This is a genomic window from Brevibacterium sp. CS2 (genome assembly GCF_005280295.1).
GTDB classification, from domain to species: Bacteria; Actinomycetota; Actinomycetes; order Actinomycetales; family Brevibacteriaceae; genus Brevibacterium; species Brevibacterium pityocampae.
The window spans coordinates 1,999,567-2,012,730 of sequence record NZ_CP040020.1; the positions used below are offsets into that span (position 1 = coordinate 1,999,567).

The 13,164-nt window shown below is 71.5% G+C and carries 11 protein-coding genes and 1 pseudogene; 7 read left to right on the forward strand and 5 right to left on the reverse strand.

Annotation, left to right across the window (positions count from 1 at the left end; translation table 11 throughout):
• Positions 1-65 precede the first annotated feature (65 nt).
• Positions 66-1,439: a PLP-dependent aminotransferase family protein gene (locus FDF13_RS08955; RefSeq protein WP_137319336.1), complete on the forward strand. Its 1,374-nt coding sequence runs from the start codon at positions 66-68 to the stop codon at positions 1,437-1,439.
• A 104-nt stretch (positions 1,440-1,543) separates the two neighbouring features.
• Positions 1,544-2,038, forward strand: coding sequence for an OsmC family protein (locus FDF13_RS08960; RefSeq protein ID WP_137319337.1), 495 nt, complete (start codon positions 1,544-1,546; stop codon positions 2,036-2,038).
• A 63-nt stretch (positions 2,039-2,101) separates the two neighbouring features.
• Here the strand turns inward: FDF13_RS08960 and FDF13_RS15300 are convergent, their stop codons facing one another.
• From FDF13_RS15300 to FDF13_RS08975, 4 genes and pseudogenes are all read right to left on the reverse strand, one after another.
• Entirely contained in the window at positions 2,102-2,425 is a 324-nt protein-coding gene (locus FDF13_RS15300) for a putative quinol monooxygenase (RefSeq protein ID WP_175407039.1), read from the reverse strand.
• 180 nt (positions 2,426-2,605) lie between these two features.
• Positions 2,606-3,400: pseudogene (locus FDF13_RS15305) on the reverse strand (sulfurtransferase); the annotation flags it as partial.
• Positions 3,400-3,864: a lipopolysaccharide assembly LapA domain-containing protein gene (locus tag FDF13_RS08970; RefSeq protein WP_137319339.1), complete on the reverse strand. Its 465-nt coding sequence runs from the start codon at positions 3,862-3,864 to the stop codon at positions 3,400-3,402. The pseudogene FDF13_RS15305 and the gene FDF13_RS08970, both read right to left, overlap by 1 nt.
• A gap of 169 nt (positions 3,865-4,033) precedes the next feature.
• Positions 4,034-6,259, reverse strand: a complete 2,226-nt coding sequence (locus FDF13_RS08975; RefSeq protein WP_137319340.1) for an NADP-dependent isocitrate dehydrogenase — start codon at positions 6,257-6,259, stop codon at positions 4,034-4,036.
• Between the two features lie 126 nt (positions 6,260-6,385).
• Between FDF13_RS08975 and FDF13_RS08980 the strand changes: the two genes are divergently transcribed.
• The 5 genes from FDF13_RS08980 (at position 6,386) to FDF13_RS09000 (ending at position 11,604) form a co-directional block, all read left to right on the forward strand.
• A complete protein-coding gene (locus FDF13_RS08980; protein WP_137319341.1) occupies positions 6,386-7,024 on the forward strand; it encodes a thymidine kinase in 639 nt (212 codons plus the stop codon).
• Between the two features lie 163 nt (positions 7,025-7,187).
• A complete protein-coding gene (locus FDF13_RS08985; RefSeq protein ID WP_137319342.1) occupies positions 7,188-7,961 on the forward strand; it encodes an alpha/beta fold hydrolase in 774 nt (257 codons plus the stop codon).
• A gap of 80 nt (positions 7,962-8,041) precedes the next feature.
• The gene (locus FDF13_RS08990) at positions 8,042-9,709 is read left to right on the forward strand and encodes a DASS family sodium-coupled anion symporter (protein WP_137319343.1); all 1,668 of its coding nucleotides are present in this window, start codon (positions 8,042-8,044) and stop codon (positions 9,707-9,709) included.
• A 73-nt stretch (positions 9,710-9,782) separates the two neighbouring features.
• Positions 9,783-10,859 carry an NADH:flavin oxidoreductase/NADH oxidase gene (locus tag FDF13_RS08995; RefSeq protein ID WP_137319344.1) on the forward strand — a complete coding sequence of 359 codons (1,077 nt, stop codon included), beginning with the start codon at positions 9,783-9,785 and terminating at the stop codon, positions 10,857-10,859.
• A gap of 91 nt (positions 10,860-10,950) precedes the next feature.
• Positions 10,951-11,604 (forward strand): MBL fold metallo-hydrolase, encoded by a 654-nt coding sequence (locus FDF13_RS09000; protein ID WP_137319345.1) that lies wholly within the window; start codon positions 10,951-10,953, stop codon positions 11,602-11,604.
• Here the strand turns inward: FDF13_RS09000 and FDF13_RS09005 are convergent, their stop codons facing one another.
• Entirely contained in the window at positions 11,605-12,978 is a 1,374-nt protein-coding gene (locus FDF13_RS09005; protein ID WP_137319346.1) for a hypothetical protein, read from the reverse strand.
• Positions 12,979-13,164 lie beyond the last annotated feature (186 nt).

The following is a 13,164-nucleotide window of genomic DNA, read 5'->3' on the forward strand; positions in this document are numbered from 1 at the left end:
ATGTGGACCAGGAGAAGTGCCAGAATCATCTCACTCCATTGGGCCAGATGTGATGGACTGGGCCTGTGGCACGCAACGACCTCCGCATCGACCTCGACCGCTCCTTGGGCATCGCGCTGCCGGTGCAGATCATCCGCGGCATCCGCGCCGCCGTCGCCGCCGGCCGGCTCGCCCCCGGCGACCGGCTCCCCTCGGCGCGCGCCTGCGCCGAGGCGCTCGGTGTCTCCCGGGGCACCGTCGACACCGCCTACGCCCAGCTCGCCGCCGAGGGCTACGTCGTCCAGCGCCCGCGCAGCGGCACCGTCATCGACCCCGAGCTGCCCGCCGCCGCGCTCGCCGCTCCCAGCGCGCCGCGCAGCTCCCCGGTGCCCCGCGTCCCCGCCGTCCGGGTGGATCTGCGGCCGGGCCGCGGCGGGGAGTCGCCGCTGGGGGAGGCGGCGTTCCGCACGGCCTGGCGCCGGGCCCTCGACGTCAGGCCGGCCCCTCCCGACCCGCTCGGCGAGGAACCGCTGCGCCGTGCGATCGCCGAACACCTGCGGGTCATGCGCGGAATGGTCGTCGAGGCCGAGGACATCCTCGTCACCGCCGGCTCGCGGGACGGGGTGGCACTCGTGCTCTCGGCGATCGGCGCGGACAGTCTCGTGGTCGAGGACCCCGGATTCCCCGGCCTGCGCCGCGCGCTGCACGGAGTCGAGCTCGTCCCGGTGGCCGTCGACGCCGAAGGGCTGCCCCCGGCAGGGCTCGCCGGCGCGGTGCCCGCCGGCGGGACTCCCGGCCGCCCGCCCGAGGCCGCGCTCGTCACCCCGAACCACCAGTTCCCCTACGGCACCGCGATGCCCGCCGGCCGCCGCGCCGCGCTGTGCCGGTGGGCCGCCGATGCCGGGATGCTCCTCATCGAGGACGACTACGACAGCGAGGCGCGCTACCTGGGACCTGCGGTGCCGCCGCTGTTCGACTCCGCGCCCGGCGGCGGGGTCGTGCACATCGGGACCTTCTCCACGGTCCTCACCGCCGCGGTCGGCACGGGCTACATCGTGGCGCGCGGGCCGGAGGGCACGCGCATCCGTGCGGCCCGGGAGCGCCTCGGCCCGGCGGTGCCGCCCGTCATACAGCACGCGCTCGCCGAGTACCTGGCCGCCGGGGGACTGCGCCGGCGGATCGCTCGCGGGCGCCGACGCCTGCGGGCCGCGGAAACGGTCGTCGCCGAGTTCTCGCACCTGCCCGGACTCGTGCACCGCGGCCGCGGACTCGTCGTGGAGATGCCGGCCGAGGCCACCCGCGAAGCTCACCGTGCGCTCGCCGTCCGCGGGATCCGGGTGGGCGATCTCGCCGCCGGCTGGTCCGGCGCACCGCGCCGCCACGGACTCGTCATCGCCCATGCGAACGCCGCGCCCGTCCAGCTCCGGGAAGTCTTCGCGGTGATCGCCGGGTGCGGCTGAGCCGCGGGATGGGGTGGTGCGGTCTGCGACTGTGCGGTCTGCTGCAGTGCCGGCGGCGGAGGTGGTGGCGGGTGCGCCCTGGTGGCGTGTGCCATCATGGGCGCATGAATGATCCCCGCACCGGTGCCGGAGCACCCCAGGACCCCACGCCCGCCGATTCCTCCCGGGCTGCTGCGCCCACGCACTCCGTCGAGCTCACCCGGGTGGCGGAGAACCACTACCGGGCCGTCGGCGCGAACGGTGCTGCGGTGGAGTTCGGGCGCGGGGAAGGGCTCCTCACCCCGGTCGAGCTGCTGCTCGCGGCGATCGCAGGATGCTCGGCGATCGACGTCGACACCGTGACGACGCGGCGCACCGAACCGCAGCGATTCGGGGCGACCGCGAGCGGGCGGAAGATCGAGGAGGACGGCGCCTCCCGGCTCACCGACATCGGCATCGACTTCGATCTCACCTTCCCCGACGACGAGGCCGGCCGGACGGCGGCCGGCATGGTCGAGCGCCTCGTGCGCCTGTCCCACGACAAGCACTGCACGGTGTCGCGCACCGTCGAGCACCCGACCGCGGTGCGGATCGCGTCCCGGGCCGAAGTCACCGACTGAGCCGGGTCGTCGACCGGGCGAGCGGTCACTCGCCGGGCCGAGGCCATCGCCCGGGCCGAGCGGTCAGTCGACCTGGAGCTCGCCCATCGCGTCCCAGCCCTCGCCCTCGATCTTGCGGGAGATGATCCGCGGAGTCGACTGCAGGCGCTGGGGGAACTCCTCGCGCATCGTCGCGAAGTGCGCACTGCCCACGTGAGCGGCGGCCGCGTCGTCGTCGGCGAAGGCCTCGACGAGCACGTACTCGTGCGGGTCCTCGAGGCTGCGTGACCAGTCGAACCACAGATTCCCGGGCTCGGCGCGGGTGGCCTCGGTGAAGTCGCGCACGATCTCCGGCCACGCCTCGGCGGCCTCGGGCTTCACACGGAACTTGACGACGATGAAGTACATGATTCCTCCTGTGGTGTCCGGTCGATCGCGGTGCTGGTGCGGATCGTACCGGGTGTCGGGACGGACGAGGGTGCGGGGTGGCGCGGGTCGGTCGGGAGTCGTCTCCAGGGGACGGCCCTGGGCCACCCACTCCGTCATCGACCCGTCGTAGACGGCGACGTCGGGGCGGCCCAGGCGGGCGGCGCTGAAGGCGACGAGGGTCGCGGCGATGCCGCCGCCGCAGTAGGCGATCGGGGCGGCCGCGGAGTCGAGGATCCCGGTCGGGGCGAGCACTGCGCGCGCCTGCTCGGCCGGGACGAGGCGATGGTCGCGGTCCTCGTCGTAGAGCTCGCGGAAGAACGCGTTCGTGCTGCCCGGGATGTGGCCGGGGCGGCCGTAGGGGCGGGTGCGCCCGGAGTAGGCGTCGGGGTCGAGCGCATTGACCACCGGGACTCCCGCGGCTGTCGCGGCCTCGACGGCGGCGGCGTCGGCGAGCAGTTCCGGGCGGCGCCGCGCGGTGAAGGTGCGTGGCACCGGCTGCGCATCTCCGGTGCCCAGCGGATGGCCGGCCGCCCGCCAGGCGGGCAGGCCGCCGTCGAGCAGCGCGACTTGATCGTGGCCCTCGAGCCGGAGGTTCCACCACAGGCGGGTCGCCCATTCGCTCTCCCCGTGGTCGTAGACGACCACGTCGACGTCCGCGTCGATCCCCAGGCCGCCGGCGGCGCGGGCGAACGCGGGGCTCGACAGCGCGGTGAAGCGGACCGGCTCGGAGGTCGTGAAGGTGTCCACGAGGTCGGCGAACACCGCGCCGGGGATGTGTCCGGCCCGGAAGGCGTCCGCCCCGGATTCTGCGCGCACCCCGGTGTCGGTGCGGGTGAGGAAGGCCGTGACGTCGACGACGAGCACCTGCGGGTCGTCGAGGTGGTCGGCGAGCCAGTCGACGTCGACGAGCATGCCCGGCAGCGCGGACTCCGGCGGCAGCGGTGCGGCACCCATCAGCGGTCCAGGATGCGCTCGACCTCGGCCAGCGAGCGGTCGGCCTTCTTGAGCCGGCGGGACAGGATCGCGATCCGCACGGAGCCGGCGAGCCCGGCGACGAGGATCCCGGCGATCGCGGCGAGGAGCATCGCGACGCCGAGCGGCAGACTGAACTCCCAGCCGAAGTACTGGAACTGCGCGGTGACGTTGTTCTGGATGATGAAGATCAGCAGCAGGACGAGGATCACCGCGCCGAGGATGAGCGCGATCCACACCCCGGCGGACACACCGGCCGAGCGGCGCGGCTCGGTGGCCGGGCGGCGGTGCCGGGAGTCGTCGCGGCGCTCGTCGTGCTCCGGCGGGACGTCCCGGCGCGCGGGCGGGTGAGTGCCGGCGGGCGCCTCGGGCGCGGGGTCGTACGCGTCGAGGGGCCGGTCGCCGGCCGGGTCGGGGGAGCGGTACGGATCGGTCACTGCACTCATGTCCTTCGTCGATGGGGGGCGACCGGCCGGTGAGCCCGGGAGGAGCGCGCCGACCGGTGTCGTTGCCCTATTGTCGCACGTCACCGCGGCCCTGAAAGTGCAATATCCTGCGGTTCCGTTCTCAGGAACCGCAGGATATTGCACTCTCGCGGGAGGGTGGGACGGGCGGTCAGATGTCCTTCTTCTCCAGCCCGCGCATGATGTCGTTGAAGGTCTGCGAGGGCCGCATCACAGCGGCGACCTTCTCCGCATCCGGGTTGTAGTAGCCGCCCAGATCCACCGGCGAGCCCTGCACCGCGAGGAGCTCCTCGGCGATCGTCTGCTCATTGCTCCGCAGCTGCTCGGCGATCTGGGTGAACGCCTCGGCGAGCTCCCGGTCCTCCGTCTGCTGCGCGAGCTCCTCGGCCCAGTAGAGAGCGAGGTAGAAGTGGCTGCCGCGGTTGTCGATCTCCCCGGCCTTGCGCGAGGGCGAGCGGTTCTCGTTGAGGAACGTCTCCGTCGCGTCGTCGAGGGTGTCGGCGAGCACGCCGGCGCGCGCGTTGTCCTCCGAGGTGAACAGGTGGCGGAAGCTCTCCGCGATCGCGAAGAACTCGCCGAGCGAATCCCAGCGGAGGTGGTTCTCCTCCGTGAGCTGCTGGACGTGCTTGGGCGCAGAGCCGCCCGCTCCGGTCTCGAACAGGCCGCCGCCGTTGATGAGCGGGACGACGGAGAGCATCTTCGCCGAGGTGCCGAGCTCGAGGATCGGGAACAGGTCGGTGTTGTAGTCGCGCAGCACGTTGCCGGTGACCGAGATCGTGTCCTCGCCCTTCCGGATCCGGTCGAGGGAGAACTGGGTCGCCTCCACCGGGCTCATGATCCGGATGTCGAGGCCATCGGTGTCGTGCTCCCCGAGGTACTCCTCGACCTTGGCCTTGATGTTGCGGTCGTGGGCCCGGGTCTCGTCGAGCCAGAACACGGCCGGGGTGTCGGACAGGCGGGCGCGGGTGACGGCGAGCTTGACCCAGTCGCGGACGGGGACGTCCTTGGTCTGGCAGGCGCGCCAGATGTCACCGGGCTCGACCTCGTGGCTGAAGAGCACCGTGCCCGCGGAGTCGACGACCTCGACGGTGCCGGCCTCGGTGATCTCGAAGGTCTTGTCGTGGCTGCCGTACTCCTCGGCCTTCTGCGCCATGAGGCCGACGTTGGGCACGGAGCCCATGGTCGTCGGGTCGTAGGCGCCGTGGGCGCGGCAGTCGTCGATGACGGTCTGGTAGATCCCGGCGTAGGAGGAGTCCGGGATGACGGCGAGGGTGTCCGCCTCGCCGCCGTCGGGGCCCCACATCTTGCCGCCGATCCGGATCATCGCCGGCATCGAGGCGTCGACGATGACGTCGCTGGGCACATGGAGGTTGGTGATGCCCTTGTCGGAGTTGACCTGGGCGAGCGCGGGGCCGCTGCTCATGCCCTGCTCGATGCCGGTGCGCACGCCCTCGGCGACGTCCTGGGGCAGCGCGTCGAGTCCGTTGAGGATCGCGCCGAGCCCGTTGTCGGAGGTGAGGCCGGCGGCGGCGAGCTGCTCGCCGTACTGCTCGAAGACCTCGGGGAAGAACGCCTCGATGACGTGGCCGAAGATGATCGGGTCGGAGACCTTCATCATCGTCGCCTTGAGGTGGACGGAGAACAGGACGTCCTGCTCCTTCGCCGCCCGGACCTGCTCGCGGAGGAACGCGTCGAGGGCGGAGGCCTTCATGAAGGTGCCGTCGACGATCTCCCCGGCGAGCACGTCGAAGGTCTTGAGGTCGGTGGTGCCGGCGGCGGTGCGCAGGCGGATGGTGACGGTGTCGGCGGAGTCGAACACGTGCGACTTCTCGTTCGCGCGGAAGTCGTCGGCCGCCATCGTCGCGACGTTCGTCTTCGAATCCTTCGACCACTCGGCCATCGAGTGGGGGTGGGACTTCGCGAAGTTCTTCACGGCCTTCGGCGCACGGCGATCCGAGTTGCCCTCGCGCAGCACCGGGTTGACGGCCGAGCCCTTGACGGTGTCGTAGCGGGCACGGGCGTCCTTCTCCTCGTCCGTCGACGGCTCCTCCGGGTAGTCCGGGATGTCGTAGCCCTGCGACTGGAGCTCGGCGATCGCGGCCTTGAGCTGCGGCACCGAGGCGGAGATGTTGGGGAGCTTGATGATGTTGGCCTCGGGCGACTGGGTGAGCTCGCCGAGCTCGGCGAGCGCATCGTCCATCGCCTGGTCGGCGCTGAGTCGGTCGCCGAACAGGGCGATGATCCGGCCGGCCAGCGAGATGTCGCGGGTCTCGACCTCGACGCCGGCGGTGGTCGCGAAGGCCTCGACGATCGGCTTGAGCGAATAGGTCGCGAGCAGCGGCGCCTCGTCGGTGCGGGTGTAGATGATCTTTGCCATGTGGTGGACAACCTCAGATCGTGTAGGGGGTTTACGCACCGATTCTACTGTGAGGGCGGATCGGTACCATTCTGGAGGGCGTCGGTTCGGGATGCCGCGACAGGGCAGAGGGGAGTGCGCACGGTCATGGCCAAGCTCTATTTCCGCTACGGCGCGATGAATTCCGGCAAATCGACCGCGCTGCTCCAGGCCGCGTTCAACTACGAGGAGCGCGATCAGCGGGTGCTCATCGCCAAGCCCGCCCTCGACACCAAGGGCGACGACGAGGTCGTGTCCCGGCTCGGGGTGCGCAGGCGCGTCGACTTCCTCATCCGCGCCGGGGAGGACGTCGAGCGGCGCTTCCTCGACACCGCCGGGCTCGAGGACCCGTCGGCCCTCCTCACGCACCTCGACATGCCGCTCGCCCCGGTCGCCTGCCTGTTCGTCGACGAGGCGCAGTTCCTCGAGCCGCGCCAGGTCGACGACCTGCTGCGGATCGCGGTCCGCCACGAGGTGCCGGTGATGACCTACGGCATCCGCACGGATTTCCGCACCCGGGCGTTCCCCGGCTCCGCCCGCCTCCTCGAGATCGCGCACACCCTCGAAGAGCTCAAGACGATCTGCCGCTGCGGGCGCAAGGCGCTGTTCAACGGCCGCAAGGTCGAGGGCCGGTTCGTGTTCGACGGCGACCAGGTGGCGATCGACGGCGCGGAGGTGACCTACGAGTCGCTGTGCGCGCACTGCTACGCCGCGGAGTCCGCCGGTCTCCCGCGCGACGCGGACTGACCCGGGGCGCGGATGTGCCGGCGGGCCGGGACACCGACGGCCGGCGGACCGGGGATGCCGGGGCCGAGGCGCGGGCCGGATACCGCCGCCCGCGTCCGGACCTGCCGATACAGTAGGGGTGAACCGCCGGAATCAGTGTCGACCCGCTGGGAGTGAAGCGCCGATGTCACAGCTCGCCTACTCGATCATCAACGATGCCGACCCCGCCGCCCCCGTCCTCATCCTCGGTCCCTCGCTCGGCACCACCGGGTCGCTGTGGGCCGGTCCCGCCTACCGTCTGGCCGACGACTTCCGCGTCGTCACCTTCGACCTGCCCGGCCACGGCCGCAGCCCTCGGGTCCCCGGGGTGACGATCGAGCAGATCTGCGACCTCGTCCTCGAGATCGCCGACGAGCTCGGGGCCGACTCCTTCTTCTACGCCGGGATCTCGATCTCCGGCGGGATCGCCCTCGCCCTCTCCCTGCGCGCTCCGGATCGGGTGCGCGCCGCCGCCGCCCTGTGCTGCGCGCCGCGGTTCGGCGATGCCGCGACCTGGGAGCAGCGCATCGCCGACGTCCGGTCCGACGGCACCCGCTCCCTCGTGCCGGACACCGCCGACCGCTGGTTCGCCGCCGGATTCCTCGACGAGGACATCGCGGCCGGGCCGATCGTCCTCGAGATGCTCGCCGCGACGGACGACGCGGGCTACATCGACTGCTGCGAGGCGCTCGCCGGCTTCGACCTCAGCGGCTCCGTGGGAGCGATCACCGTGCCGCTCCTGCTGCTCGCCGGTGCCCAGGACCCGAGCAACCCGCCCGAGGCGATGCGCGCCCTGGCCGAGCAGATCGACGGCTCGTTCTTCGCCGTCGTCCCGGACTCCGCGCACCTGCCCGTCGCCGAGCACCCCGAGCTCGTCGCCGAGCACCTCTCGGGATTCTTCGGCGCCCGGCTCGACTGAGCACGTCGCCGCCGGCCCGAGCGCACAGCCCGGACCGCCCGATCACCGCTGCCCGACCGATGAGAGCGAAAGAGGACACCATGTCATCGACCCGACCCGCCGGAGAGCACGCGGCGCGCTACGCACCGCTGCCGCAGGGCGATACGGAGAGAGAGTTCAAGTCACCCGGTGAGCGGGCCGAGGGCTTCTCCCTCGGCACCACCCGGATCCGCTGGATCGGATTCGTCGGCGGACTGCTCGCCGCCGTCCTGCTCTGGGTGATCATGCCGGACGACCTGCCGCAGGCCGCGCGCGTCACCGCCGCCGCAGCCGGGCTCATGGCGGTGTGGTGGATGACCGAGGCGATCCCGATCCCGGCGACCGCGCTCGTGCCGCTCGTCGTGTTCCCGCTGCTCGGCGGCACGGAGGAGGAGCCGGCGACGGTGTCCTCGGTCGGGGCGAGCTACGGCTCGGACACGATCTTCCTCTTCATGGGCGGGTTCCTCATCGCGCTCGCGATGCAGCGCTGGAACCTCCACCGGCGGATCGCGCTGTTCGTCCTCTCCCTCATGGGGGAGAGCACCGGGGCGATGATCGCCGGCTTCATGATCGCCACCGGCTTCCTCTCGATGTGGGTGTCGAACACCGCCACCGCGGTGCTCATGCTGCCGATCGGCCTGTCCGTCCTCGTCCTCGTCAACGAGGCGATGGAGAAGGACTCCGACTCCGAATCCCTCGCCGAGGTCAGCGAGGCCGATGAGGCGGACGGGGACTCCGAGGCCGCCGTCGACAGCCCCGGCGGGGAATCGGTGAGATCGAGCGTGCTGCGCTCGAACTTCGGCACCGCCCTCATGCTCGGCATCGCCTATGCGGCCTCCGTCGGCTCGCTCGGCACGATCATCGGCACCCCGCCCAACCTCCTGCTCGTCGGGTACCTCCAGGAGAACCACGACATCACCATCGGCTTCGGCCAGTGGATGCTCGTCGGCGTGCCGCTCTCGCTGGTGATGATGGCGATCACGTGGTTCCTCCTCGTCAAGGTGCTGTTCAAGCCGGAGACCGATCGGATCCCCGGAGGCAGGGACCTCATCGCGGCGGAGAAGGAGAAGCTCGGCGCGATGTCGCTCGGTGAGAAGCTCGTGCTCGCGATCTTCGTCCTCGCCGCCGCCTCGTGGATCACCATCCCGCTCGTGTTCGAGGAGCCGCCGATCTCCGACGCCGGGATCGCGATCGTCGTCGGCATCCTCCTCTTCATCGTCCCCGCCGGCGCCGAGCGCGGGGTCCGGCTGCTCGACTGGGAATCGGCCGTCGAGCTCCCGTGGGGCGTGCTGCTCCTGTTCGGCGGCGGCCTCGCGCTGTCCGCCCAGTTCTCGTCCTCCGGGCTCACCGACTGGATCGGCGAATCGGCGCAGGGCCTGGCGGGCGTGCCGGTCCTCGTCCTCGTCCTCATCCTCGCCGCAGGCATCCTGCTGCTCACCGAGATCACCTCGAACACGGCGACGGCCGCGACGTTCCTGCCCGTGGTGGGCGGGGTCGCCGTCGGCCTGGAGATCGATCCGCTGCTGCTGACCATCCCGGTCGCCCTCGCGGCGACCTGCGCCTTCATGCTCCCGGTGGCCACCCCGCCCAATGCGGTGGCCTACGGATCGGGCTACGTCACGATCGCGCAGATGGTCAAGGGCGGCGTGCTGCTCAACCTCGTCGGTGTCGTCCTCATCACCCTGGTGACGATGACCCTGGCCACCTGGGTGTTCGGCATCGCCTACTGACCGCTCCGGCGCACCGCGCCGAGCACCTCTGCACCGACCCACCGTCCGCACCGAAACACGACCAGGAGACCCAGTGCCCCGACTCTTCGACCCCATCACCCTGCGCGGCCTCACCGTGCGCAACCGGATCTGGCTCGCGCCCATGTGCCAGTACTCGTGCGAGGCCCGCGACGGCGTGCCGACCGACTGGCACCTCGTCCATCTCGGCGCCCGGGCGCAGGGCGGGTTCGGGCTCATCATCACCGAGGCCGCGGCCGTCGTCCCCGAGGGCAGGATCTCGCCGCAGGACGCCGGGCTGTGGAACGACGAGCAGGCGCAGGCCTGGTCGCGGGTCGTCGAGTTCGTCCACTCGCAGGGGGCGGCGATCGCCGTGCAGCTCGCCCACGCCGGACGCAAGGCGAGCACGTACCGGCCGTTCGTCGGCGAGCCCACCGGCTCGGTTCCCGAGCCCGAGGGCGGCTGGCAGGCGGTCGGACCGACGGAGGCCCCGTTCGAAGGGCTCGCCGCGCCGCGCGCCCTGACGGTCGCGCAGATCGAGGAGGCGGTCGCCGCCTTCGGCGCGGCGGCGGCTCGCGCCGAGCGCGCCGGCTTCGACGCCGTCGAGATCCACGCCGCCCACGGCTACCTCATCCACGAGTTCCTCTCGCCCCTGTCGAACACGCGCAGCGACGAGTACGGCGGCTCCCTCGAGAACCGCGCCCGGTTCCTGTTCGAGGTCGTCGAGGCGGTGCGCACGGAGGTCCCGGACACCATGCCGGTGCTCGTGCGGATCTCCGCCTCGGAGTGGACCGAGGGCGGCTTCGACGTCGCGGAGGCGACCGAGATCGCCGTGCGGCTCCAGACCGCCGGGGTCGACCTCGTCGATGTGTCGAGCGGCGGCAACGTGCTCGCCGACATCCCGCTCGGCCCGTCCTACCAGGTCCCGCTCGCCGGGGAGATCGCCGCGGCCGGGGTCACCACCGGCGCCGTCGGACTCATCACCGAGCCCGCCCAGGCCGAGGGGGTGCTCGTCACCGGCGACGCCGACGTCGTGCTGCTCGCCCGGGCCGCGCTGCGGGAGCCGAGCTGGCCGCAGCGCGCCGCCCATGCGCTCGGGGTCGGCTGGCGCGAGGCCCCGTACCCGCCGCAGTACACCCGCGGGAAGTGGTGAGGAGCCCGGACCGAACCCGGGGCACGATCACACGGTGCCCGGCAGCACCGGGGCCACCCGCAGAACCCGATACGACCACAGGAGGAGAACCATGGAACCGCTCGCACTCAGCGACGTCGTCATCCGCGCGACGTCCGTCTCCGACATGGAGAACAACGTCTACCTGCTCACCGCGCGCACGAGCGGTGAGCAGGTGATCATCGATGCCGCCGACGACGTCCCCGCGATCCGGGAGCTGTTCGCCGCAGGGGCCGAGGACTCCGCGCACAGCACCCGCGTCACCACGGTGCTCACCACCCACCGCCACTGGGACCACGTGCGGGCGCTGCGCGAGACCGCCGCGGAGCACGACGCGCGGACGCTGGCCGGGGAGAACGACGCGGACGCGATCGAGGAGGAGTCCGGCGCCCGGATCGACGAGCGGATCGCCCACGGGGACACGCTCGAGTTCGCCGGGTTCCGGCTCGAGGCCGTCGAGCTGCGCGGCCACACGCCGGGCTCCATCGCGTACGTGCTCCGGGACTCCGGCGGCACGACCGTGATCTTCTCCGGCGACAGCCTGTTCCCGGGCGGGCCGGGGAAGACGTGGAGCGCTGAGGACTTCGAGTCGCTCATCACCGACCTCGAGGAGCGGATCTTCGACCGCTTCGACGACGAGGTCCGGGTGCTGCCCGGGCACGGGGACACGACGACGCTCGGAGCGGAGCGCCCGCAGCTCCCGGAATGGCGCGACCGGGGCTGGTGATCAGTCCCCGCGCGCGTCGGCCCGGCCGGCGCGCGCGGTGTGCTTCTCCACGCTCTGCCGCAGGGCGAAGACCAGCGAGGCGGCCATGATGAAGATCATCGCACCGATCTCCCCGATGACCTCGAGCAGGGTGACTCCGTAGCGCACCCGCTCCGGCCAGCCCCACAGACCCGACGCCGGGTGGAGCATGTCGAGGATCGCGGCGAAGAACACGAGGGCGGCGAGCCCGCCGACGATGACCCACGCCTGTCGGCGCGCGCGCTTCCCGGTGAAGAACCAGGTGATCGCGAGCGCCAGGAGCACCGGGATCCCCATGAGCCCCCAGGCGAGCAGCTCGCCGAAATCCTGTCCGCGCAGGCCGAACCCGGACTCGAAGCCGAGGCGATCGGCGAGCGCGCCGCCCCAGTTCTCGTGGAGCTCGAGGCTGTCGTCGGCGATGACGACGAGGAAGGACGCTGCGATCGCATAGTGGACCCAGGCCCGCGGCAGGTGGAGTGCGGTGTAGATCAGGGCTGCGGCGGCGACGAGGAGCTGGAGGTAGCCGAGCGTCTCGCCGAAGCCGCGGTCCCGGTCGGCGTTGAACAGCGGATTCGCGAAGGCGGGGAACGCCCCGCGCGTCGTGTTGAGCCGGTGGAGCATGCCGAACCCGATGAGCACAGCGAGGACGATCACCGAAGCGATGATCGCTGCCCACCACCAGACCGCCCGCCGACCGAGCAGGTCGCGGACAGTTGTTCGAACATTTGAGATCTGCATGACGGACCAGCCTATCGGTCGTCCGGGCCCGAGGTGCGGGCCGGTGGGGGGGCGTGTCGATGGATCGGGGGCCGGATCTCCCGGCGGGCGGTGGTGGACCGAGTGCCGGCCGTAGCGGGGGCGGCCCTGAATGAACACGAACCACAGGCAGGAGAGCATGATCACACTGATCGAAGCGAGCTCCCCCGCGGATTCGGCGAGGTCGAGGAGGTACCGCTGTCGGACGGTCCACCCCCACCAGTAGGACGCCTGGGTGAGCATGTCGACTCCGGCGGCGAACACTGCGATGAGTGCGATCCCGGCGATGACCACCCAGGCCTGACGGCGGGCGTGCACGGAGGAGAACCACCACGCGAAGACCAGCGCGATGAGCACGGGCAGCCCCATGAGACCCCAGGCCATGAGCTCGCCGATGTCGTGACCGCGGACGCCGAGCATGTGGGGGATGGCGAACCGGTCGGACAGCGCTCCGCCCCAGTTCTCGTGGAGCTCGAAGGAGTCGTCGATGATGATCCAGACGAGGTCGCGGCGAGCACGAGGTGCGTCCAGGCGCGGCGCTGCCGCAGGGCGACGCAGACGAGGGCGAGGGCGAGCGCCGTCCACCACCACGGCGCCCACCGGCCGAGCCGACGCGCCCCGCGTGGGCCGACCGGGCCGGAGGCAGGGCGCCGGGTCGTATGCCTGGTCCCGGAACCTGCCAGCGAGGATCGACGTCGCTGTCCATTCATAACCGTAAGGCTATGCATTTGCGATGAGACGAGAATGAGACGAAATGCGGGGTGTCTCATTCTCGTCTCATCCGTG

Bases quoted from the DNA above. Each gene is read 5' to 3' on its own strand.
- FDF13_RS08960 (WP_137319337.1), top strand. From the start codon at position 1,544: ATGAATGATCCCCGCACCGGTGCCGGAGCACCCCAGGACCCCACGCCC.
- FDF13_RS15300 (WP_175407039.1), bottom strand. From the start codon at position 2,425: ATGTACTTCATCGTCGTCAAGTTCCGTGTGAAGCCCGAGGCCGCCGAG.
- FDF13_RS08970 (WP_137319339.1), bottom strand. From the start codon at position 3,864: ATGAGTGCAGTGACCGATCCGTACCGCTCCCCCGACCCGGCCGGCGAC.
- FDF13_RS08975 (WP_137319340.1), bottom strand. From the start codon at position 6,259: ATGGCAAAGATCATCTACACCCGCACCGACGAGGCGCCGCTGCTCGCG.
- FDF13_RS08980 (WP_137319341.1), top strand. From the start codon at position 6,386: ATGGCCAAGCTCTATTTCCGCTACGGCGCGATGAATTCCGGCAAATCG.
- FDF13_RS08985 (WP_137319342.1), top strand. From the start codon at position 7,188: ATGTCACAGCTCGCCTACTCGATCATCAACGATGCCGACCCCGCCGCC.
- FDF13_RS08990 (WP_137319343.1), top strand. From the start codon at position 8,042: ATGTCATCGACCCGACCCGCCGGAGAGCACGCGGCGCGCTACGCACCG.
- FDF13_RS09000 (WP_137319345.1), top strand. From the start codon at position 10,951: ATGGAACCGCTCGCACTCAGCGACGTCGTCATCCGCGCGACGTCCGTC.